The organism is Siminovitchia jepli (assembly GCF_047228825.1).
Lineage (GTDB): Bacteria > Bacillota > Bacilli > Bacillales > Bacillaceae_C > Siminovitchia.
In genome coordinates this window covers 20,084-41,823 of record NZ_JBFEGN010000006.1, presented here as the reverse complement: position 1 = coordinate 41,823, position 21,740 = coordinate 20,084, and the positions used below count along the sequence as shown (strand labels likewise).

At 45.2% G+C, this 21,740-nt stretch carries 20 protein-coding genes and 1 other annotated feature; of the genes, 14 read left to right on the top strand and 6 right to left on the bottom strand.

Annotation, left to right across the window (positions count from 1 at the left end):
• The first annotated feature begins 7 nt into the window (after positions 1-7).
• Positions 8-1,105: a tetraprenyl-beta-curcumene synthase family protein gene (locus AB1L08_RS04800; protein ID WP_413063546.1), complete on the top strand. Its 1,098-nt coding sequence runs from the start codon at positions 8-10 to the stop codon at positions 1,103-1,105.
• Between the two features lie 245 nt (positions 1,106-1,350).
• Here the strand turns inward: AB1L08_RS04800 and AB1L08_RS04795 are convergent, their stop codons facing one another.
• Both AB1L08_RS04795 and mnmM read right to left on the bottom strand, forming a co-directional pair.
• Positions 1,351-2,100 carry an HAD-IIB family hydrolase gene (locus AB1L08_RS04795; RefSeq protein ID WP_413063545.1) on the bottom strand — a complete coding sequence of 250 codons (750 nt, stop codon included), beginning with the start codon at positions 2,098-2,100 and terminating at the stop codon, positions 1,351-1,353.
• Positions 2,101-2,463: 363 nt separating this feature from the next.
• A complete protein-coding gene (gene mnmM / locus AB1L08_RS04790) occupies positions 2,464-3,036 on the bottom strand; it encodes a tRNA 5-(aminomethyl)-2-thiouridylate-methyltransferase MnmM (RefSeq protein WP_413063544.1) in 573 nt (190 codons plus the stop codon).
• Between the two features lie 115 nt (positions 3,037-3,151).
• Here mnmM and AB1L08_RS04785 point away from each other — a divergent pair, with 115 nt between their 5' ends.
• From AB1L08_RS04785 to AB1L08_RS04770, 4 genes are all read left to right on the top strand, one after another.
• Positions 3,152-3,442, top strand: coding sequence for a YtzC family protein (locus tag AB1L08_RS04785; protein ID WP_413063543.1), 291 nt, complete (start codon positions 3,152-3,154; stop codon positions 3,440-3,442).
• A 150-nt stretch (positions 3,443-3,592) separates the two neighbouring features.
• Positions 3,593-3,833, top strand: a binding site (T-box leader).
• Positions 3,834-3,889: 56 nt separating this feature from the next.
• A complete protein-coding gene (gene leuS, locus AB1L08_RS04780; RefSeq protein ID WP_413063542.1) occupies positions 3,890-6,304 on the top strand; it encodes a leucine--tRNA ligase in 2,415 nt (804 codons plus the stop codon).
• 78 nt (positions 6,305-6,382) lie between these two features.
• The gene (locus tag AB1L08_RS04775) at positions 6,383-6,697 is read left to right on the top strand and encodes a rhodanese-like domain-containing protein (RefSeq protein WP_413063541.1); all 315 of its coding nucleotides are present in this window, start codon (positions 6,383-6,385) and stop codon (positions 6,695-6,697) included.
• Between the two features lie 73 nt (positions 6,698-6,770).
• The gene (locus AB1L08_RS04770) at positions 6,771-6,953 is read left to right on the top strand and encodes a sporulation protein Cse60 (RefSeq protein ID WP_413063540.1); all 183 of its coding nucleotides are present in this window, start codon (positions 6,771-6,773) and stop codon (positions 6,951-6,953) included.
• Positions 6,954-6,986: 33 nt separating this feature from the next.
• Here the strand turns inward: AB1L08_RS04770 and AB1L08_RS04765 are convergent, their stop codons facing one another.
• Positions 6,987-8,243, bottom strand: a complete 1,257-nt coding sequence (locus AB1L08_RS04765) for a BaiN/RdsA family NAD(P)/FAD-dependent oxidoreductase (protein WP_413063539.1) — start codon at positions 8,241-8,243, stop codon at positions 6,987-6,989.
• 321 nt (positions 8,244-8,564) lie between these two features.
• Between AB1L08_RS04765 and AB1L08_RS04760 the strand changes: the two genes are divergently transcribed.
• On the top strand, positions 8,565-10,190 hold the full coding sequence (locus tag AB1L08_RS04760) for a putative polysaccharide biosynthesis protein (RefSeq protein WP_413063538.1): 1,626 nt from the start codon (positions 8,565-8,567) through the stop codon (positions 10,188-10,190).
• A 147-nt stretch (positions 10,191-10,337) separates the two neighbouring features.
• On the opposite strand, the gene AB1L08_RS04755 is transcribed toward AB1L08_RS04760, so the two are convergent.
• Together AB1L08_RS04755 and AB1L08_RS04750 are read right to left on the bottom strand one after the other, a co-directional pair.
• Entirely contained in the window at positions 10,338-10,721 is a 384-nt protein-coding gene (locus AB1L08_RS04755) for a hypothetical protein (protein WP_413063537.1), read from the bottom strand.
• Between the two features lie 572 nt (positions 10,722-11,293).
• Positions 11,294-11,515: a DeoR family transcriptional regulator gene (locus AB1L08_RS04750; RefSeq protein WP_077111916.1), complete on the bottom strand. Its 222-nt coding sequence runs from the start codon at positions 11,513-11,515 to the stop codon at positions 11,294-11,296.
• A gap of 286 nt (positions 11,516-11,801) precedes the next feature.
• Between AB1L08_RS04750 and AB1L08_RS04745 the strand changes: the two genes are divergently transcribed.
• The 8 genes from AB1L08_RS04745 (at position 11,802) to AB1L08_RS04710 (ending at position 19,658) form a co-directional block, all read left to right on the top strand.
• Positions 11,802-12,515, top strand: a complete 714-nt coding sequence (locus AB1L08_RS04745; protein WP_413063536.1) for an ABC transporter ATP-binding protein — start codon at positions 11,802-11,804, stop codon at positions 12,513-12,515.
• Positions 12,508-13,695 carry an ABC transporter permease gene (locus tag AB1L08_RS04740; RefSeq protein ID WP_413063535.1) on the top strand — a complete coding sequence of 396 codons (1,188 nt, stop codon included), beginning with the start codon at positions 12,508-12,510 and terminating at the stop codon, positions 13,693-13,695. Before AB1L08_RS04745 ends, AB1L08_RS04740 begins: the two co-directional genes overlap by 8 nt.
• 47 nt (positions 13,696-13,742) lie before the next feature.
• Entirely contained in the window at positions 13,743-15,161 is a 1,419-nt protein-coding gene (gene pepV, locus AB1L08_RS04735; RefSeq protein WP_413063534.1) for a dipeptidase PepV, read from the top strand.
• 26 nt (positions 15,162-15,187) lie between these two features.
• Positions 15,188-16,030: a D-amino-acid transaminase gene (gene dat / locus AB1L08_RS04730; RefSeq protein ID WP_413063533.1), complete on the top strand. Its 843-nt coding sequence runs from the start codon at positions 15,188-15,190 to the stop codon at positions 16,028-16,030.
• A gap of 21 nt (positions 16,031-16,051) precedes the next feature.
• On the top strand, positions 16,052-16,624 hold the full coding sequence (thpR, locus tag AB1L08_RS04725) for an RNA 2',3'-cyclic phosphodiesterase (protein WP_413063532.1): 573 nt from the start codon (positions 16,052-16,054) through the stop codon (positions 16,622-16,624).
• A 19-nt stretch (positions 16,625-16,643) separates the two neighbouring features.
• A complete protein-coding gene (locus AB1L08_RS04720; RefSeq protein ID WP_413063531.1) occupies positions 16,644-17,414 on the top strand; it encodes a nuclease-related domain-containing protein in 771 nt (256 codons plus the stop codon).
• Between the two features lie 232 nt (positions 17,415-17,646).
• Positions 17,647-18,420, top strand: coding sequence for a phosphotransferase (locus AB1L08_RS04715; protein WP_413063530.1), 774 nt, complete (start codon positions 17,647-17,649; stop codon positions 18,418-18,420).
• 377 nt (positions 18,421-18,797) lie between these two features.
• Positions 18,798-19,658 carry a YtnP family quorum-quenching lactonase gene (locus AB1L08_RS04710; protein WP_413063529.1) on the top strand — a complete coding sequence of 287 codons (861 nt, stop codon included), beginning with the start codon at positions 18,798-18,800 and terminating at the stop codon, positions 19,656-19,658.
• A gap of 429 nt (positions 19,659-20,087) precedes the next feature.
• Here AB1L08_RS04710 and AB1L08_RS04705 read toward each other — a convergent pair whose 3' ends face one another.
• Positions 20,088-21,578, bottom strand: coding sequence for a peptide MFS transporter (locus AB1L08_RS04705; protein WP_413063528.1), 1,491 nt, complete (start codon positions 21,576-21,578; stop codon positions 20,088-20,090).
• Positions 21,579-21,740: the final 162 nt, after the last annotated feature.

Genomic DNA, 21,740 nt, shown 5'->3' with positions numbered 1-21,740 from the left:
GTCCAATATGCTGCCAACTCATCCGATTACATTAATGAATAAAGTATACCGCAAAATTATGCCAGCTGTTCATACAGAACTCGGTTACTGGAAACAGCGTGCGGAGGCAATACCAAACAACGAACTGAGACAGCAGGCTTTGGCCAGCATTGAACAAAAAATGTTTCATTGTGAGGGCGGAGCGATCATGGCGCTGGCCGCGCTGGAAAAAAAGAGGGACGCGATCAAATTTATCGTCGCCTATCAAACGATCAGCGACTACCTGGATAATCTATGCGACCGGAGCACTTCTCTTGATCCGAAAGATTTCGCCGCGCTTCATGAAGCAATGGAAGACGCGTTGACAATCGGTGCACCGCAGCGGGATTATTACCGTTATCGGGAGGACCGGGATGATGGCGGCTACCTGGCTGATTTAATGAAGACGTGCCAATCCGTTCTTGAAAATGTTCCCCATTACGAAACGATCAAACCCCATTTATTTGAACTGTGCACATATTATTGTGATTTGCAAATACATAAGCATGTTCGAACGGAAGAGCGGGAGGCCCGTTTGAAAAATTGGTTTGCCAAATATGAACGGGGATTGCCAAAGATGGGATGGCATGAATTTTCCGCTTGTTCGGGCTCCACTTTGGGGATTTTCTGTCTCGTATCTTACGCCATGAGGTACAATTTTCTGGAAGAACATGCCCACATGATTCGAGATGGGTATTTTCCCTATATACAGGGCCTGCATATTTTGCTCGATTACTTCATCGACCAGGATGAGGATAGAGAAGGCGGAGATTTGAATTTTTGCTTTTACTATAAAAATAATGAAGAAATGTTAAACAGATTTATCCATTTTTTGGATGAAGCTGACAAGCATACGAAAAATCTGCCTGACAGGAAATTCCATCGTTTGATCAACAGGGGCCTGCTCGGCATTTATTTGTCCGACCATAAAGTTCATCAGCAGGAAAGCGTTAAATCGATGGCTAGAAAAATCATGAAACGGGGCGGCTTCATCAGCTACTTTTTTTATTGGAACGGACGGGCCTACAGGGCTGTCCAAAGAATACTGATGGGGACTTCAAAAGAGTTGTCCTCTTCCGTTAAATAAAGAGGGGGCTGATGTATTTTCCCATCGAAAAAAGATTGGTGGATGTACATCATCAATTGGGGCTGTATCATTGCCTGCTTCACTCCGCTATTCCCAGGAAGGGACTAAGGGGCGCTTTTTTTTTACAGCCCCTCTTGCCATCTTGGCGGGGAGTGTCAAAAATAGAAGCGAAGGCGATGCCCCTGGTCCAAGGAAAAGCTGAAAGACATGACCGCAAAAGGTAAAACCTTCTCTTCGAAGGCTATTCATTGCTCCACTTCAGAATTTGCTGCCAAGTTCTCAGATGCATAAAAATATTCCCAAGCTTCCTGGATTCCTCCGGCATAATGCTGTTCAGCCCGGTAGATGAAAGGATATTCTTCAAGCCTGTATAATTCGCTATGGCCATTGCCGACAATGACAGCCGGGTGCCCGAGCGCCAGCATGTCTTCGTCATTTCCGGTATCACCGGCAATCAACACTCGGACCTGATCAGAAAAATACTGTTTGAGCACATATTTTAAAGCATTCCCTTTCCCGCTCTTTTTGGGAAGAATGTCTATATACCGGTTGGCGCTAAAAACAAATTTATGGGAAATGTCTGCTTCCTTCAATTTGATCTGAAACTCTTTCACTGGGGCATCGGAGGAAACAACATATGAAAGCCGGCGGTCATCCGGCAAAAGCTGGGGGATTAAGCCTTCACAAGTTCCCGCGATTTTTTTGATTTTTTCCGGTTTCCAATGAAGCTTCATTTGTAGATCCCAACTTTCGTCCATGATCAAAGCGGCCCCTGTATAAATGGAAGTGCCGATGTCTGTAATAAGAGCATCCGGGTGCGGCAATTGTTCCTTGCTGATTAGAGTCAGGGCGGAATGAAGATGTCTCCCTGTAACATAAACCAGCTTGACTTCATAAGGTTTGCTATCCAAATAGGCGAGCAGTTTTTTCAACCCTGTCCTGTCGCCAACCAGGGTGCCATCCAAGTCCGTGGCCAACAAGTGCACCATGGGCATTAACGACCTCCTTATAAATCCCCATCACATCTTTTATTAATGAATCCCATTGGAATTTTCTGCTTGCTATATCCGCCATGATCGGATATAAATAGTGCCCTTTTAATCATCTGCTATCCCCTTTCCGTTTGCAAAAAGTGTCAATAACGGTAATACCCTGTAGGGGAAAAGCTAAACATTATACGACAGGAAAAGACGCAGACAAAAAAGCGAAAAAAAGACAGGCCTCATGCCTGTGAAAAGGGGGTGATCCGTTCAATGAAGCAATTGCTCCGAATGGAGAACATTTGGAGTACTTTTAAAGGGTGAGTATGTCAGCCATGTTTCCCAGGGACCAGCTGCAACTGGATAAAATTTTTCTATTTATTTTTTTTCAAAAGCAAGAACGAAGGGTGCATTGTTTCTTTGGTTGATGAAAGCATATTGGAGGACTTGTACGACATCTTGGTCCAGGCTCCGGGAAAATTCGATAAGCTGGTCACGTTCTTTCTCCCCCTCTTTGTGGCCATGGTATACAACGAGAACGATAATGCCGCCTGAAGCCATCATTTTCAACAACTGATTGACCGCCATGATTGTCGTTTCCGCCTTGGTAACAATAGATTTATCCCCGCCAGGCAAATAACCAAGGTTAAACATGGCTCCGCTTAGACTCCCGTGAATTTGTTCGGGAATCGTTTCAGAAATATGTTCATGGCCAGTTTGAAATAAAGTAACGCGTTCAAGCAGTCCGCGTTCCCGCAATTGTTTTTTCGTATGGGCAATCGCTTCTTGTTGAATATCGTATCCAAACACCTGGCCTTTTTCCCCGACAAGCTGTGCCAAAAACAGTGTGTCATGGCCATTTCCGACAGTTGCATCTACAACAAAACCGCCGGGCCGCACAACCCTCTGCATGACGGTCCTTGTAAAAGAAAGTACCCCTTCCAGATTCATGGTTTAGCTCCTCCTCAAGAATTCATACAAAATTGTAACATAACCGTCAAGATTTGAGTACAAACTACAGGAAGACGAGCCTGAAAGCCCGTCGAAAAAAGAGGAGGGTTATGGAATGGCGACGAGGCAGACGATTGAACAATTTATCAACCGCTGTGAATCGGCCATTATGTTTGCGGAAGAGCAATATGATGAAGGAAGCAGACAGGAGCATTACCATGATGTGGAATACAGCGATGCGCTGCAGGAACTTGAAGCCATGCTCGTCCAGCTTCGAAAAATATCTGAAAGCGCCAACCCCGGTCAGCGCGAACGGCTGTACAGGGTCCGCCTGAAAATTCAGCAGCTGCAAAACAAAATGATTCTCCTGAACCATGACCGTACAGTATACAGCACGTGGCATTAAGAAGTGATTTGAGCGGTGCCCCCCATTGTAGAATGCGAGTCGGGGCACCGCTCAAATTAGCATAAATAAAATGATTCATCATTAGCATCGGGATGGGCTTGAAAACCTGTCTAAAATTGTCTACAATGGGGTATAAAGATAATATAATATTTTAAAACGGTAACGAAGGACCAGTATTGATGTCACCCTGTTTTCAGAGAGTTGGCGGCAGGTGGAAGCCAACCGGGACCATCAGGAACTCCCCTTTCGGGTTGCAGGTGTGAAAGAAAACGGTTTATCCCGCCTTTTCCGGTAATGCTTGCCGTTCTCTGCGTTAAGGATCTATGAAGTGAGCGGGCTATACGCTAACATGGGTGGTACCGCGGGAGAAAACACACCTCTCGTCCCAGGATTATTACCGGGATGAGGGGTTTTTCTATTTAGTATAAGGTAGGAGGCATCATCTTAATGAGTTACGACCATAAAGAGATCGAGCAAAAATGGCAGCGCTTTTGGGAAGAAAACAAAACGTTTAGAACAACTAAAAATGAAGGGAAAAAGAAATTTTATGCACTTGATATGTTTCCGTATCCTTCAGGGGCAGGACTTCATGTCGGGCATCCGAAGGGCTATACGGCATCGGACATTCTTGCCCGCATGAAGCGGATGCAAGGGTATAACGTCCTCCACCCGATGGGGTGGGATGCGTTCGGTCTTCCGGCCGAACAATACGCAATTGATACGGGAAATGACCCGGCCGAATTTACCGAGCATAATATCAATACGTTTCGAAAACAAATCAAGTCGCTCGGTTTTTCCTATGATTGGGACCGGGAAATTAACACGACGGATCCTGCCTATTACAAGTGGACACAGTGGATTTTTCTGAAACTGTTTGAGCACGGGCTTGCCTATGTTGATGAAGTGCCGGTCAACTGGTGCCCGGCACTCGGCACCGTACTTGCCAATGAGGAAGTGATTGACGGAAAAAGTGAACGCGGCGGCCATCCTGTTGAACGCCGTCCGATGAAACAATGGATTCTAAGAATTACAAAATATGCGGACCGCCTGATTGAAGATTTGGATGAGCTCGATTGGCCGGAAAGCATTAAAGATATGCAGCGCAACTGGATTGGCCGTTCCGAAGGAGCGGAAATCACTTTTTCCATCGACGGCCACAACGAAACATTTACGGCTTTTACAACCCGGCCGGATACTTTGTTTGGAGCGACATACGCGGTACTTGCTCCCGAGCATGAACTCGTTGCCAAAATTACGACTGCTGAACAAAAATCGGAAGTGGAAGCTTATATTGACAACATTAAATCCAAAAGCGACCTGGAAAGAACCGATCTTTCCAAAGAAAAAACAGGTGTTTTTACAGGGGCTTATGCCATCAACCCGGCAAACCGCGAAAAAATGCCGATTTGGATAGCGGATTATGTGTTGGCTTCCTATGGCACTGGTGCCATTATGGCTGTTCCCGCGCACGATGAAAGAGACTATGAATTTGCCCAAAAATTCGGGTTGGACATTAAAGAAGTCGTTTCCGGCGGCAATATTGAAGAAGAAGCGTATGTCGGCGACGGCCCGCACGTAAATTCCGGATTCCTGGACGGCTTGGGGCTTGAAGAAGCGATCGAAAAGATGATCAATTGGCTTGAAAAGGAAGGGCATGGCAAAAGAAAAGTCACTTACCGTTTGCGCGATTGGCTGTTCAGCCGCCAGCGCTACTGGGGAGAGCCGATCCCGATCATCCATTGGGAAGATGGTACGATGACAGCCGTTCCAGAAGACCAGCTCCCGGTTTTATTGCCTGAAACAGATGAAATTAAACCATCGGGAACCGGTGAGTCCCCGCTTGCCAATATGACTGACTGGCTTCACGTGGAAGACCCGGCGACAGGGAAAAAGGGCCGCAGGGAAACGAATACGATGCCGCAATGGGCTGGAAGCTGCTGGTATTACTTGAGGTTTATCGACCCGAATAATGACAAGGAGCTGGCTGATAAGAAGTTGTTGCAAAGCTGGCTGCCCGTTGATGTGTATATCGGCGGAGCCGAGCATGCCGTACTCCATTTGCTGTACGCCCGTTTTTGGCATAAATTCTTATACGATCTTGGTGTTGTCCCGACAAAAGAGCCGTTCCAAAAATTGTTTAACCAAGGGATGATTCTTGGGGAAAACAATGAAAAAATGAGTAAATCAAAAGGAAATGTCGTCAACCCGGATGATATTATTGAAAGCCACGGAGCAGACACTCTCCGACTATATGAAATGTTCATGGGGCCCCCTGAAGCGTCGGCTGCATGGTCAACGACCGGCCTCGACGGAGCCCGCCGTTTCTTGGACCGAATTTGGCGCCTGCTCGTTGCCGAAGATGGAAAGCTTACGGATAAAGTAAGTGTTCAAACGGGCCGACAGCTTGAGGAAGTATATCATCAAACGGTCAAAAAAGTGACGGAAGACTTTGAAGCGATGCATTTTAACACTGCCATTTCGCAATTGATGGTGTTCATTAATGAAGCATATAAAGCAGAAACTCTTCCAAAAGAATATATCGAAGGCTTCGTGAAGCTGTTATCTCCAATTGCTCCGCATATTGCGGAGGAATTATGGCAAAAGCTCGGCCATGAAGAGTCGATTTCCTATGAGCCTTGGCCTCAATACGACGAAGCGAAACTTGTTTCCGATGAAGTGGAAATTGTCGTCCAAATTAACGGGAAAGTAAGGTCCAAATTGGTCGTTTCCCGTGAGGCAAGCAAGGAAGAGCTTGAAGAAGCGGCAAAAAACGATGGGAAAATAAAATCGCTCATTGAAGGAAAGACCATCAGGAAAGTGATTGCAGTGCCAGGCAAATTGGTGAATATCGTTGCGAATTGATGAAGAAAAGCCTCAACTGCCCGAGGCTTTTCTTACTTGTTATAAGCATAAAGATTTCTTATAGGGGAAGGTGTCAAAATGAATATAAAAACAATTACGCCTGATGAGGTAAAAGAACGGCTTGAAAAAGGGGAAACGCTGCATTTAATTGACGTCCGGGAAGATGAGGAAGTGGCTGAAGGGATGATTCCGGAAGCGGTTCATATCCGGATGGGCGATATTCCGGATTATCTCGACAAACTCGATCCGAAACATGAATATATTATTATTTGCCGATCCGGAGGCCGAAGCGGACAAGTTTGTAAATATCTTTGGGCCCAAGGATATGAACATATAGTCAACATGGCCGGCGGCATGCTCAAGTGGACCGGAGAGTTGAAGCCGAAGCGTTAATATTTATTTATTTCCAAGCATGAAGTCTGATTATTTTGGAAATAATGCTTAAAAAAACGGAGAGGTGGAGACTGTGCTTCAGGTAAAGCTGTTTGATTGCGAGCACGAGGAGGATCTTGAAGAAGAAATAAACGACTTTTTAAGCGGACTGGACAGAAAAGACGTCGTTGACATTAAATACAACATTGCGATGCTCGGTGAAGCAGGAGATGAACAAGTGTATTGCTTCAGTGCCATGGTGATGTATGTGCAATGAGGGAGGAAATCCACACCGCAGGGTATTCCTCTTTTATTGTTTGGCCGCATTTTCCCCGGCGAGCCGTCCTGTGACAAACGCTGCCGTAATATTGTAGCCGCCGGTATATCCGTATATATCCAATACTTCTCCGCAAAAAAACAATCCTTTCATCAACTTTGATTCCATCGATTTCGGATCAATTTCCTTGACAGAGACGCCTCCGCCCGTAACGAATGCTTTTTCCAAGGGGAGCGTGCCATTTACGGTAAACTCGAAATGCTTGCAATGAGCAGCAAATGCCCTGATTTTATCTGCTGATATGGTTGCCCCTTGCATTGACGGTTCAATTCCGCTTTTTTCCAGCAAAAAAAGCAGGTAACGTTCCGGAAGCAATCCTTTTAGCGTGTTTTTTACCGTTTTTTTCGGTTCATCCTTCAACATGTTTTTAATTTCCTGAAATAATTCCTCCTGGTGTTTCTCGGGCAAAGCGTCAATCCGCATCGTCACTTCTTCTGCATGCCACTTTTTCTTTGCCTTTACAACAAATTGGCTGCAGCGGAGGACGGCGGGTCCGGAAATGCCGAAGTGGGTAAAGATCATGTCCATTCGGTGTGTGATGATCGGCTTTCCTTTCGGATTGAGGACGCTGACTCCCACATCTCTGAGTGACAAGCCCTGCAGCGTTTTGTCTCTGATAAAAGCTTCATCTGAAGTAACGGGAACTTCTGTAGGAAAAAGTTCGGCAATGGTATGCCCCGCTTTTTCTGCCCACGGGAAACCGTCCCCGGTAGAGCCGGTGTGGGGAACGGATTTTCCGCCGACCGCTACCACAACAGACCGGCAGGATAATGCTTCGCCATTTTCCAGCAACACCCCTTCCACTGTATTCTTGCCGTATAAAATATCTTTAACAGGGGTGTTCGTTCGAATCGAGACACCCAAATCTTTCAAATAGGATAATAAGGCATCAACGACTGACTGGGCTTTATCGGTAACCGGAAACATCCGGCCATGATCTTCTTCTTTTAACCGAATACCGAGATTTTCAAAGAAACGGATAATATCCTCATTGTTAAAGATGGAAAAAGCTCCGTACAGAAATCGGCCGTTTCCGGGTATATGGCGGATGATTTCATCGATCGGGAGCCTGTTCGTTACATTGCAGCGGCCGCCGCCCGAAATAGCCAGCTTTCGTCCAAGCTTGCTTCCTTTGTCCAACAACAGAACCTTCGCTTTTCGTTCTGCAGCGGCGATGGCAGCCATCAGACCAGACGGGCCGCCGCCTATAACAATCACGTCAGCATTCATTTTGTTTCAACACCTTGTCGATTTTTCGGTTATTATATTGTAAACTGCCGAATATGGCAAAAGCAAATGTCACTATACTGTTCATTGTCAAATGCCGTCGATCACTGTACACTATAACAGTAGAGAATGATAATGATTTTTTATCAAGACATGGAGACAATGAAAGTTGGCATCCGTGTGGCGGGTGGCCCATCTGTGGTAGAAACAGACCAACTCGGTAGATGCCGGTTAAAAATAATTTCAATCGCCTGGCTGCGTCTAATCTAGACAAACAGAAATCAGGCTGCCTTTTAAATAAATCAATGGAGAGTACGAGATTGCATGTCTTCTAAATTAATTCGGGGTACATTTATATTAACGCTCGGGACCATATTATCGAAAGTGCTTGGACTGCTTTATGTAATTCCTTTCTATAGGATCATCGGCGGCAATGAGCCTTCCGCTTTGTATCAGTTTGGCTATGTTCCTTATACCATTTTCATCAGTATTGCAACGGCAGGCGTGCCGTTGGCTGTTTCCAAATATATCGCAAAGTACAATGCGCTTGAAGAGTATGCAGTGGGCCGAAAGCTGTTTCGCTCGGGCATTTTCGTCATGCTGGCTACAGGTATAATATCCTTTTTGGCCATGTATGGACTTGCCCCGCAGCTGGCAGAACTGGTTTTAAAAGGTGCGGAAACAAAACATAACTACACAACGGCCGATGTGGCCACGGTGATAAGGGCTGTCAGTTTTGCGCTCTTGATTATCCCGGTGATGAGTTTAATCAGGGGTTTCTTCCAAGGGCATCAATCCATGGGTCCGTCTGCTGTTTCAACGGTTGTAGAGCAGCTGGCGCGCATTATTTTTCTGTTGGCCGGTACCTTTTTTGTCCTGTATGTGCTCAAAAAAGATATTGTCACCGCCATTAGTGTAGCCACTTTCGCTGCCTTTATTGGCGGGATTGCAAGCCTCATTGTTCTGTTTTGGTATTGGAAAAAAAGAAAACCCGGTTTGGACCAACTGCTTCGGCATGATCGGGGAACATTGGCAGTATCGCTTCCGGAAATGTATAAGGAAATTGTCGTTTATGCTTTTCCGTTCGTTATGGTTGGAATTGCGAATCCGCTTTTTCAGTTTATCGATCAACTGACATTTAACAGGGCAATGGCGGAAGCGGGCCGGGCTGCAGAGGCAATGGATTCACTCGGCATCTTGAATATGACCACCCACAAGCTTGTCATTATTCCCGTTTCCCTGGCTACGGCATTTGCATTGACTCTTGTTCCGCTAATAACCGAATCATTTGTGAACGATAATCGAAAGCAAATGTTCCGCCAGCTGGATCAAACGTTTCAGGTCCTTCTTTTTATAACAATTCCTGCTGCGATCGGGCTTGCCCTTTTGGCAGACCCGATGTACACAATGTTTTTCGGGTATGATCAATACGGGGCGCAAGTGCTCCGCACATATGCTCCGGTAGCTATTTTATTTGCGTTATACTCTGTAACGGCAGCCATTTTGCAGGGGATTGATGAACAGCGGTTTACGATACTCAGTTTGCTCACCGGGCTGCTTGTAAAACTTTCGTTTAATATGCCGTTCATCCAGGCTTATTCAACAGAAGGTGCCGTATACGCTACAGCTCTGGGATATGGTGTAGCAATCGTTATCAATTTGTTTGTCATCAAAAAATTTGCAGCTTATCCCATTAGACTTGTTTACCGAAGGTCGCTTTTAATCGTTATATTCAATATCGTAATGGCCGTTCCCGTCTACGGGCTATACCGTTTATTGCTGCTTGTTCTTTCCCCGGAATCGATCATTCAATCCATTTTGATCATCGTGCTGTGTGCGGGTCTTGGTGCTGCCATCTACGGTTATTTGGGTCTGAAATCCGGCCTGGCGGACAGATTGTTTGGCGCACGGCTGCAAAGGCTGAAGCAGCGCCTTCACATTTCATCATAAACTCCAATCAGCGGGGGCTTTCATCCCCCGCTGATTGGAGTTGAATCTATCGGATATCTCGCCTAATCTCATGGGGCGGGAATCTTTTCTGCCGGTATATGCGGAATAAAGTGATAAAGGCAAGAGGGATCCTTGCGGTTGCCTCTTTTAGTAATATCCTCCGGAATAGTCATGCGCTTCAAGGTCTTCGGGTCTTCCGAACCCGAGCTGCCTTTCGATTCTTAAGACACGGTTGTCAAGACGGTTAACTTGCCTGTTGATCCGTTCAATTTGCCTTTCAATGCGCTCCAGCCTTCTTTCGAATCCGCCCCCGCCTTGCCCGCCGCCCGGAAAAAATTGCGGGGCACTCTGTTGTTCCGCAAACTGCGGCTGGAATCCTGTCGGCTGCTGCATTTCCATGGGCTGCTGCATTTCCATGGGCTGCTGCATCTCCATGGGCTGGCCCATCGGCATACCCATGGGTGGAAATCCTTGCATGCCCATCGGCATTTGCTGCATTCCGGGCATTTGCTGTCGATAATCTATAAACATGGTATACACTCCTCATCATTTGTATCCTGCACCATCAGCCTATGTTCATATGCCAGAAAAGTATAGACGATGGCCTATTTCCATGATATTTTTCTTGTTAGGCAGAATGGGTGATTTCCCTGTTAGTAAAGAAAGCATAATTTGGGGGTCTGCCATGGTCATTGGACTGTGGTATTTTTAAGAATATACAATCCGGTTTTACACAAATACGATCGGGGAACTTCGAAATACGATCGAGTATTGCCCAAATACGATCGGGGAACCCCGACATACGATCCAAATCTATCCGGCCAACCTCTCGCTTCTTACTGCAAGAAAGACGGGCAGCGGTTTTCTATTGGCTGGTTCGGGCTGCAGGAGCCGGAAGAAATAAAAAAAGGTAAGATATACATAAAAAAAATACGCCTCCCTTTTAAAAAGAAGGCGGCTTTTTGTTTTAAAAAGAAAGTAAAACCTTTCTTTGAAATTTCGGTCCGAAATTTTGTCGAGCTCCAGCGCCTAGGGACCATCTCCCTGATAAGACAGCCTAAAGTCTGTACGTCAATGTGAAAGGCACTTGCGCTTTTCTTAATCTAAGATGTTAATTTGACTTTTTTCTCTGTTGTTGTCCACTTCCCGCGGCGCGGGCTGCTGATTAGGTCATTGTATTCTAACACATTCAAATCTCTTTGAATGGTGCGAGGTGTACTGCCGAATGCATCAGCCAGTTCCCGTGTCGTCACGGTTCCGTTTTCTTTAATGTACAAATATACATCCTTGATCCTGGTGAGCATTCTGTTCGTAGAAGGTTTCAAAAAACCACTCCCTCATCTTGAATTCCTTGGCAGAAGGTGCGGACATCTGCATATGAGAAGTGCAGTCTTCGTCGTAATTCCTTGCGGACAACTCCTTTTCTCTTTGATTAACATCTTTTGATTAAAACTAAAATATCAGATAGTTCCATTTTACCGCAATTTTGCCTGGTTTAAAAGGGATTTATATGAATTGGCAGAAAAAGGTCGTAATTTGTCACATTTAATCTTTGCAATGAAACTATTTTTGCGGGAAATCGTATTTTAATATAAGCGAACTTAAGAAGAGGTGAGGAATTTGCCGCTTTTAAAAGCAAACATAAGCCAGGCCGGATACAAACCGAATGAATCCATCATTTCCAATATCCATTTTTCCATCAATAAAGGGGAACTGGCCGGAATGATCGGTGCAAACGGAGCCGGCAAGAGCACGACAATCAAGGCGGTGCTTGGCGAATTGCCGTTTGTGGAAGGGGAAATTGAAAAGAAGGAAGGCACTTCTTATTCTTATATTCCGGAAAGACCGATTTATTACGATGAATTGACTCTTTGGGAGCATTTTGAGTTTGTATGTGCTGTAGAGCAGCTGAGGGAAGAGAATCTTGCATATGCCAAGGAGCTTTTAAAAGCCTTTCGTTTGACTGACAAAATTCATGAGTTCCCGGGAACATTTTCAAAGGGAATGCAGCAAAAAGGGATGATTGCCCTTGCCATGTTTACAAAACCTGATTTGCTCATCATTGATGAGCCTTTTATGGGGCTTGACCCGAGTTCCACAAGGCTGTTGCTCGACATGCTTGATCAAGAGAGGGCACGTGGAACCGGAATATTAATGTGTACACATATTTTGGATACGGCACAGCGTATTTGCGACTCTTTCCTTATTGTGGAAAAAGGAACGATCAAGTCGTCTGGAACACTCGATGAGGTGCTGCATCAATGCGGCTCCGAAGATGGCAGCCTGTATTCGTGCATTTCATTGGAGGATGGAGACGATGAATAGCAGGCGCCTGCTCTGGAACAGGTTGTTGGAAAATGGGGAGTATAAAATAAAATCGATGCGGTCGGTGATGGATTGGACTGTAATCGTTTATCTCGTTATTCCAGGCATTGTCATTGGCTTTTTTATTTACCGATCATGGTGGGTGGAAGTGCCCGGCTGGATTCATTACATTCCTTTTTCTTTCGTGTTTTTGGCTTCCTTTTTTCTGTTATGGGGCGGTTATTTCAAAACGTATGTCAGGGCAGCGGACAGTATTTTTTTATTGAAAAAAGAACATCTTTTTATCGGCTTAAAAAAAGGCGGCATACTGCTTTCATACATATTTGAAATTCCGAAGACATGCCTCCTTGCATTGCTGATTGCTCCGTTCTGGTATCAATACTACGATCTTAACGGTCTCCAGCTCTTGTCCTTTTTTAGCTTGTGGATGACATTGAAATGGCTCATCATGGCTGCAACGGGCCGTTTGGACGTTCATTTGCGCGGCTGGCGCAGTTTATTGAGGAATATTCCGCTCTGGCTCGGGGCCGGAGTCATATGGTATGTCAGTTTTCAGGCATTTGAGCATGGACATGTTATATTCATTATACTGATCTCCCTGCTTAATACGGTTTGCTCGATCGTGTTGAATTATCCCCGCTTTACGAGCATACATACTTTTGAACAGGATCTTGCTATTGATGAACGGGAAAAACGAAAGCAGACCGAGTTCCTGTTGGGGCTGTCCATGGACATGGAAAAATTGCCGAAGCCAAGACCGCTTCGAAAAAGTCCGCGCCTGTATGCCAAATCAAACCGAATATTTCAAAAACGGACCGAAACAGCCGGTTACTTGGAATTGTTTATTAAAGCTGCGACAAGAAATATAGAACATTTTTTGGGTTATATAAGAATTCTCGGGGTAACAGCGGCTGCATTGGTCATGATTCCGCCGCTTTGGATGAAGCTGGGGATCGCTGTTTGCGGTTTTTTTGCTGTCATTGTGTGGAGCGGGTCCGTGTGGCATAAAGTAGTCGGCAGCCATCCTTTTACAAAGCAATATTCGGGGAAAGAAGGGTATTTTAAAGGCAAAAAGGCAGTGACTGCAGTCCTCGCAGTGCCTTATACAGGGATGTGCCTTGTTTACCTCTTTGTCATGCCATACATTCAACAAGTTTTAACCCTTTTTTTGCAGGGCTGAAAAGTTGTACAATAGTAGGCAGCAAGTACTTCAAAGGAGCTATGTCTATGGCAAATATCGATTGGATGGCTGAAGCGGAAAAAAGAAAAGCCGGGATGATAAGAGATTTACAGGGACTCCTGCAAATTAAGAGTGTCTTGAATGAAAAGGAAAAAACAGAAGATGCCCCGTTTGGAAAAGAAGTAAGAAAAGCATTGGATTATATGCTTCAGCTTGGGGAGAACGATGGTTTTACCGCCAAAAACGTCGGAAATGTAGCCGGACATTTGGAGATGGGCTCAGGTACCGGGCTTGTTGCTGCATTATGCCATGTGGATGTCGTCCCAGAAGGAGATGGCTGGACGAAAGACCCGTATGGGGGCGAAGTGAAAGACGGCAAAATTTTTGCCCGTGGTGCCATTGATGATAAAGGGCCGACGATGGCCGCCTATTATGGCATGAAGATTGTAAAGGAGCTTGGACTGCCTATTGAAAAGCGCATTCGGATGATCATTGGAACAGATGAGGAAAGTGATTGGCGCTGTGTACACCATTATTTCCAGCATGAAGAAATGCCGGATATGGGATTTGCCCCGGATGCCGATTTTCCGATTATTAATGCCGAAAAAGGCATTTGTGATTTCGATTTGGTGCAAAACAAACATTCCGAAAAGGAATATGGCGCCCAAAACACGTTAATCTCATTTTCGGCGGGCCGCCGTTATAACATGGTACCGGACCATGCGCGGGCTGTGCTTGATATTCAATGTGACCACACGGAACTCCTTCAGCATTTTAATCATTTTAAAAAGGCGGAAAATGTATCAGGGTCTTATTATATAGATAGCGGATATTTGGTAATGGAGCTGGAAGGAATTTCAGCCCACGGGATGGAACCGGATAATGGAAAAAATGCCGGGCTGCTTTTGGCAAGCTTTTTGTCCACATTAAAACTTGACCGTAAAGGAATGGAGTTTGTAAAAGCGGCCGTCCGTTTCTTTTTCGGTGATTCACGAGGAAGAGCATTGGGTGTCCGGCATAAGGATGAGGTTACAGGTGAACTGACGATCAACGTCGGAATCATGACGTATAATGAAGAAGATGGCGGACGTTTCGGGCTGAATATGCGGTATCCTGCCACTTTCCCTTTTGATAAAGGCATAAAGGAATTGGCAAATGTTGCTTCAGGGGCCAATTTTGATTTGATTAAACTGAGAAATTTACACCCCCATTACGTTCCGAAGGATCATGTGTTGATTCAAAAACTGATGAAAGTGTATGAGGAGCAGACAAACGAAAAAGCGGAGCTGTTATCGATCAGCGGCGGGACGTATGCCCGGTCATTAACGGCCGGAGTGGCATTTGGTGCACTGTTTCCGGGACGGGATGACGTTGCCCACCAAAAGGATGAATACATGGTAATCGATGACCTCATCAAGGCGACAGCGATTTATGCCCAGGCATTTTATGAATTGGCACGTTCATAACGATGAGAAGAGGAGAATGATAACAAATGGAAAAAGTTATTTTTAACGGCGAAATTTTGGAAAGATCCGAAGCGGTGGTCGATCTGGAAGATCGGGGATATCAGTTTGGAGATGGCGTTTACGAAGTCATCCGCGTTTATGACGGCAAGCTTTTCACAGGGGAAGAACATGTTGAACGGCTTTTTGCAAGTGCGGGGAAAATAAAATTGGAAATTCCTTTTTCCAGGGAGGAAGTCCTTTCTCTTACCCGTGAATTGATAAGGGAAAACGGTGTAAAGCTTGGGTCTGTATATATGCAAGTAACGAGGGGAACAGCTTCCAGAAGCCACATCTTCCCGGATCCAAGCAGAACAAAAGGGGTTTTCACCGCCTATTCAACGGAAGTGCCGCGGCCGGAAAAAGCGCTTGAGAATGGTGTTGCTGCGATTACCGCAGATGATATCAGATGGCTCCGCTGCGATATCAAAAGCTTGAATCTGCTGCCGAACGTGCTGGCAAAGCAGGAAGCGGCCGATCAAGGATGCTATGAGGCTATTTTGCACCGGTCCGGAACGGTCACGGAAGGATCCTCATCAAACGTTTATATTGTAAAGGATGAAAAAGTGATCACTCATCCTGCAACCAATTTGATTTTAAACGGCATTACGAGGCAGGTCGTACTGAAGCTGTGTGCCGAAAACAACATTTTGTTTGCAGAAGAAGAATACCGTGTGGAAGAGTTGCTCCAGGCAGATGAGATATTCATCACGAGCACAACATCCGAGATTATGCCGGTCGTTAAAGTGGATGGAATCCAGGTTGGCGACGGAAAGCCGGGATCTGTAACCCGCAGGCTTCAGGCGCTTTTTCAAGAAGAAATGAGTAAATAAGTCAATCAGGGGGAGTCATTGATGCATTCTGACCACTATTTCTTTGCCCTTGCACTGCCCGATGAAATGAAATCGTATTTACATTCAATCAGCGAGCGGATCAAGGGAAGATTCCCTTTTAAAAACTGGGTACATCCAGAAGATTACCATATTACGCTTACTTTTCTCGGGAAGGCTGAAAAAGATAGATTGGCCCAATCAGCTGAATTCGTTGCAGATTCCGTTCGGGGGACGGAGCGCATATCGCTTCGTCCCGATCAAGCGGGAACGTTCGGACAAACAAAAAGCCCGCGGATATTATGGATCGGCACAACAGGCACGGACCAATTGGCCGCATTAAGGAAAAACGTGTATTCAGCGTGCCATCAGGCAGGTTTTGAGCTTGAAACGAGGCCGTTCAAGCCGCATATTACCATTGCCCGCAAATGGGCGGGCGAGGATTCATTCTCGCCGCAAAAGCTTCGGGACCTTATTTATACAGGATTACCCGGTTTGCCGGGGGCTGCCTATGAGGCAACGGAGGTGGTGCTTTACCGCACCCGATTGGATCATATTCCCAAATATGAAATGATGGAGTCGTTTAAATTGATATGAAAGGTAGTTTTACAAACGAATGGCGCAACTGATCAAATTGCAAGATTATGTATCCCGCTATGAAAAGGACCTTTCGGAATACTCTTCCAAGTTTGTCCGCCTCAAAAAACGGAGATGGCAGGCTATCGTAAATTCTATGGGGCAGAGGGTAGGAACAAACACCGGATTGGCCAAGGCTGAAACCGGCTTGAAACAGTCATTTCTGGATAAGTTATATTTATCCCAAATTCAATGGGCAAGTACGACCATTACAGAGAGATCGTTCGTCCAGTCAACCTATTACACGGATAAACGTTTGCGGGATCTCTTGCAGCGGTTTCCGGATTCTTTTTTTGTCATGTATAAGCCGGTTCTGCGGTTTGAAAAAACAGAGGTGGAATTGGAGGCACTGCTCCTGACTCCTTCTACGATTTTCTGCCTCGCTTTTTTAAACGGGGCAGAGGGGGCGGTTTATTTTGGATCGTCCGCACATTTTTGGATGAATGCCGCCGATACGGGCGACAAAGTATTAAATCCATTGATTTCAGCCAATCGCATTTTCAAAGTAGTGAGCCGGATTTTTCGTGAAAATGGGGTGGAATTGCCGATCCAACGGGCCGTTATTGCAGAAAATAGTTACATGGATTATCCTAATGGACCGCACGACATCCTTTTCATCGATAAGCGGAATTATGAAAGCTGGCGTCGCAACTTAGCGAAACTGCGGTCACCTGTGAAAAGCATGCAAATGCGGGGAGCGAAGGCTTTGCTGGAAAGCTCCTTAACGCGTTCCATTAAAAGAACGAAATGAAGCTGTTTTTTCCCTCAAGTTTCCAACGATCCCGGAAAACAGATCGAACCCCCGTTCACGACAAAAGTAACATCCATTGACAGGATTGCGTACTTGACGAAAATTGTTATTTCGCGTTAAAATTTATAGAAAGATGGCTATTGTATTTTTTTACTCCAATAGCTGTCTTTTTTCTTTCTGAAGATAAATGGAGAGGAATGTCCCTTTCCGTGAATATTGAAGGTGAATGACAGTGAAACATTTATTCGAGCATAATTGGGAAATCATTCCTGCTGGCGGGGCGACAGGGGAAGCTTTTTTCGCATCAAATGAACGTGAAAAACTTTTCCTGAAACGCAATTCCTCTCCATTTCTTGCCGTTTTATCTGCAGAGGGCATCGTTCCGAAATTGATTTGGACAAAAAGAATGGAAAACGGCGATGTCATTACGGCCCAGGAATGTTTAATCGGCAGGGAATTCAAACCCCAAGATATGACTCAATCCCGCGTTGCAAAGCTGTTGAAGAAAATACATGAATCCCGCCCGCTGTTAACGATGCTTTCGCGTCTCGGGAAAACGCCTTACAAACCGGAAATGATGCTGTCAGATGTGGATGCCGTAATGGACGGGGATTTACTATCGAGAAAGATCGTTCAAACGTCCCTTCAATTTCTGGAATCGGAAATAGCCAACGTCCAGTGCAAAACATGGACGGTTTGCCACGGCGATGTAAATCACAATAACTGGCTTCTTTCTGACGAAGGAGAACTCTACTTAATAGATTGGGATGAAGCTGCCATCGCAGATCCCGCTTTTGACATTGGCCCTCTTTTACATTTTTATATTCCGCGACCTGATTGGGAGAATTGGCTGGAACAATATGGAATCCAGATGACAGACAACCTGCTGCTTAGAATGAAGTGGTATGTGATTGCCCATACGATTCTTTCCGCAGGTAGGCATAAAAATAAAAACCGCATCCAAGAAATGGATTCCTCGATGGGTTATTTGGAGCAGTTTATCTAACGGTATTCGTCCATCAGTCAAATCCATCCAGATAAAGTAAACTTCAGTCAGTGGGGATTTAGGCCACAGGTGTGGGTCATACAGGCGTTGCCACACAATGTGGCCCTCTATCCCCCACTGATTGTTAGTTGAACCAATCGGGCTTTCCTGGCAGGCAATTGATTTTACCAAATCGGATGAGGCTGAAACATATGATTAATACATGGCTTTGTCGAATTGCCCACGGGCAAATGAGGTTTGAACCGTCGGATTGGCCGGCCGCTACGAGAGTTTCCCCTCATTGAAGGTGGCGGATTTTTTTGCTTTACGGCTTGGGGATGGCTGAATATTCCAGAAATATGGTACAATGATTTCGAAAAGTTCGGGAGGTTGAGAAAATGGAAACGTTGAAACTTGGGGAATTGACGTTAACATGGCTGAATGGCGGGGATACGTACCTTGACGGAGGAGCCATGTTCGGTGTTGTACCAAAGCCGTTATGGGAAAAAAAATATCCGGTAAACGAAAAAAATCAAGTTGAATTAAGGTCCGACCCCATCTTTTTGCAAGTGAACGGAAAAAACATACTCATTGAATCCGGGCTTGGACGCGGTAAAATGACCGAGAAGCAAATAAGGAATTATGGTGTTACAGAGCAGTCTAAAATAGATGAATCGCTTGCCAAATTGGGCCTGACACCTTCTGACGTTGATATTGTTTGCATGACTCACATGCATTTCGACCATGCAAGCGGATTGACAAAAAAGGACGGGGATGGATACGCCTCCGTTTTTCCGGATGCAGTAATTTACACATCCGATATTGAATGGGATGAAATGCGGAATCCGAATATTCGTTCCCGGAATACATACTGGAAAGAAAACTGGGAACCAATTCAAGAACAAGTTCAAACGTTTTCAAAAGAAATTGGGATTGAAGGCGCTATCAAAATGTTCCATACCGGAGGCCACAGCGCCGGACACAGCATTGTGACGATTGAAAGCGGCGATGAGAGGGCTGTCCACATGGCCGACATTATGCCGACTCACGCCCATCGGAATGTATTATGGGTCCTGGCCTATGATGATTATCCAATGGACTCTATTTATGCGAAGCAAAAATGGATTCCGGAAGCGATCCACTCGGGAAGCTGGTTCACTTTTTACCACGATGCCCATTACCGTGCACTAAAATGGGATGAAGATGGCAACATCATCGATTCGGTTAAAAGAAACCGCACCGCTGCCGTTTCAAAATAATTGCAGGGATTTGTTGGAGCCAAGAAAAGCGCGAGCACCTGTTTATCGCCGTACAAACTGGATTGACTCCGAAGGGATAGAGGACATACGGCAACTTGTACGCCGATGCTGACTTATTGCAGGAGGAGGCGCTGAAGCCGGACAAAGCAGATGTTTTTTCGCCTGATTTTCATAAAAAAACTTATACTTTAACAATAAGAAAAGGGCTGTCCGAAAAGCCGGTCTTTCGACTTTTGGACGCCCCTTTTTCTATTCAGGAATGTTGATATAGCAACATCCTTTTTTGGACAGCCCCTAGCTGTATGCGACGGGCAGTTGTACCTCGTGCCATAAAAACTACACTGAATAAAATTTGTTAAAAGGTTTTAGAGTACAGTATTTCGATACATGACTCCGGATTAAATTTTGAAAAATCTAATTTCCCGTAAATTAACGTACACCTTTCATATATTTTTGAATCAAAGGAGTAACGATCAATAGAATAATACCTAGCAGGATCGCGATTCCGCCAATGGATCCAAAATACAACATTTCGGTTTCGGGCCGGTAGAATTTTACAATCTGTGCGTTCAGTCCTTGGGCGGCCGCATTGGAAAGGAACCATAAGCTCATTGTTTGGGCTGAGAATGCAGCGGGCGCCAATTTTGTTGTAGCCGACAAGCCAACAGGTGATAAGCACAATTCACCGATTACAACGATCAAGTAACTGAGGACGAGCCAGATGGGATGAACCAATGAATCTTCACCGCCGAATTGTGCCGGCAGCAGAATGACAAGGAAAGAAAGACCCGCAAACAATAATCCCAAAGAGAACTTTTGTGGAATGGAAGGCTGGCGTTTTCCTAATTTTACCCATAGCCAGGCGAATACCGGCGCCAACACGATGATGAATAATGGATTCAATGACTGAAACCATGCAGGGGATAGATGGATCCCCGCAACGTCCAATTGTGTCCGTTTATCAGCAAAGTTGGCAAGAATGGTTGATCCTTGTTCTTGAATGGACCAAAACATGACAGAAGCAAGAAATAACGGGATATAAGCCAGAACGCGCGAACGTTCTACTTCGGTTGTTTTTGGGCTGCGATACATGACGACAAAGTAGATGGTTGGAATGAGAAATCCTAAAATACCAACGAGAGCAATAAATGATTTAATCGTCAGCAAGCCTGTTGGGATCGTAACCGCTAACACAATCCCCAATAGAACTGCAGCCCCTCCAATGACCATATAGACTTTTCTCTTCTCAGCAGGCGCTAACGGGTTAGCAATGTACGTACCTGCAAGCCCCAGGTTTGTTTTTTTCGTCAACATAAACATTACGAGTCCAATAAACATTCCGATGGCAGCGAATCCAAATCCAAGGTGAAAACTATAGTCCATCACAGAACCGACAATAAGTGGCGACAGGAATCCTCCCAGGTTAATCCCCATGTAAAAAATACTGAATCCGGCATCACGGCGATCATCCTTTTCACTATAAATATCACCGACCATTGCGGATACATTCGGCTTGAGCAATCCGGTACCGATGACAATGAGGGCCATGGAAATGAAAAACATCGTTAAATTTCCGGGTATCGCCAGGGCAATATGGCCGAACATTATCAATACTCCACCATAAAAGACGGCTTGGGAAGTGCCGAATATTCGATCGGCCAGCCATCCACCTATGACTCCCGACATATATACGAGCGCGCCATAAATGGACATGATCGCAAGGGCTGTTTGTTCATCAATGCCCAGCCCGCCTTTTGATACCTCATAGTACATATAATAAACAAGGATGGCCCTCATCCCATAATAAGAAAAGCGCTCCCAAAATTCCGTAAAGAATAGAGTAAAGAGTCCTTTAGGGTGTCCGAAAAAACCCTTTTGAGGAACACTTGATACAATATCCTGCTTATCAATCGTAGACATCCTATACCCTCCATTGTTTTATTAAAATAGCAATTTAAAATTACCACACAATGATTATAACGAAGATTATGTAAATGATAAAAAATAAATTATTTTAGAAAAGTAATTATTTTGATGCAACTACATATAGTGCGAGTTATTCATGTTTTACCCGTTTTCTCC

Excerpts from the sequence above, each read along its gene's own strand:
- AB1L08_RS04710 (WP_413063529.1), top strand. The coding sequence starts at position 18,798 with ATGGAAACGTTGAAACTTGGGGAATTGACGTTAACATGGCTGAATGGC.
- AB1L08_RS04760 (WP_413063538.1), top strand. The coding sequence starts at position 8,565 with ATGTCTTCTAAATTAATTCGGGGTACATTTATATTAACGCTCGGGACC.
- dat (WP_413063533.1), top strand. The coding sequence starts at position 15,188 with ATGGAAAAAGTTATTTTTAACGGCGAAATTTTGGAAAGATCCGAAGCG.
- thpR (WP_413063532.1), top strand. The coding sequence starts at position 16,052 with ATGCATTCTGACCACTATTTCTTTGCCCTTGCACTGCCCGATGAAATG.
- AB1L08_RS04765 (WP_413063539.1), bottom strand. The coding sequence starts at position 8,243 with ATGAATGCTGACGTGATTGTTATAGGCGGCGGCCCGTCTGGTCTGATG.
- AB1L08_RS04795 (WP_413063545.1), bottom strand. The coding sequence starts at position 2,100 with ATGCCCATGGTGCACTTGTTGGCCACGGACTTGGATGGCACCCTGGTT.
- pepV (WP_413063534.1), top strand. The coding sequence starts at position 13,743 with ATGGCAAATATCGATTGGATGGCTGAAGCGGAAAAAAGAAAAGCCGGG.
- AB1L08_RS04775 (WP_413063541.1), top strand. The coding sequence starts at position 6,383 with ATGAATATAAAAACAATTACGCCTGATGAGGTAAAAGAACGGCTTGAA.
- AB1L08_RS04800 (WP_413063546.1), top strand. The coding sequence starts at position 8 with ATGCTGCCAACTCATCCGATTACATTAATGAATAAAGTATACCGCAAA.
- AB1L08_RS04755 (WP_413063537.1), bottom strand. The coding sequence starts at position 10,721 with ATGTTTATAGATTATCGACAGCAAATGCCCGGAATGCAGCAAATGCCG.
- AB1L08_RS04785 (WP_413063543.1), top strand. The coding sequence starts at position 3,152 with ATGGCGACGAGGCAGACGATTGAACAATTTATCAACCGCTGTGAATCG.
- AB1L08_RS04720 (WP_413063531.1), top strand. The coding sequence starts at position 16,644 with ATGGCGCAACTGATCAAATTGCAAGATTATGTATCCCGCTATGAAAAG.
- AB1L08_RS04705 (WP_413063528.1), bottom strand. The coding sequence starts at position 21,578 with ATGTCTACGATTGATAAGCAGGATATTGTATCAAGTGTTCCTCAAAAG.
- leuS (WP_413063542.1), top strand. The coding sequence starts at position 3,890 with ATGAGTTACGACCATAAAGAGATCGAGCAAAAATGGCAGCGCTTTTGG.
- AB1L08_RS04740 (WP_413063535.1), top strand. The coding sequence starts at position 12,508 with ATGAATAGCAGGCGCCTGCTCTGGAACAGGTTGTTGGAAAATGGGGAG.
- mnmM (WP_413063544.1), bottom strand. The coding sequence starts at position 3,036 with ATGAATCTGGAAGGGGTACTTTCTTTTACAAGGACCGTCATGCAGAGG.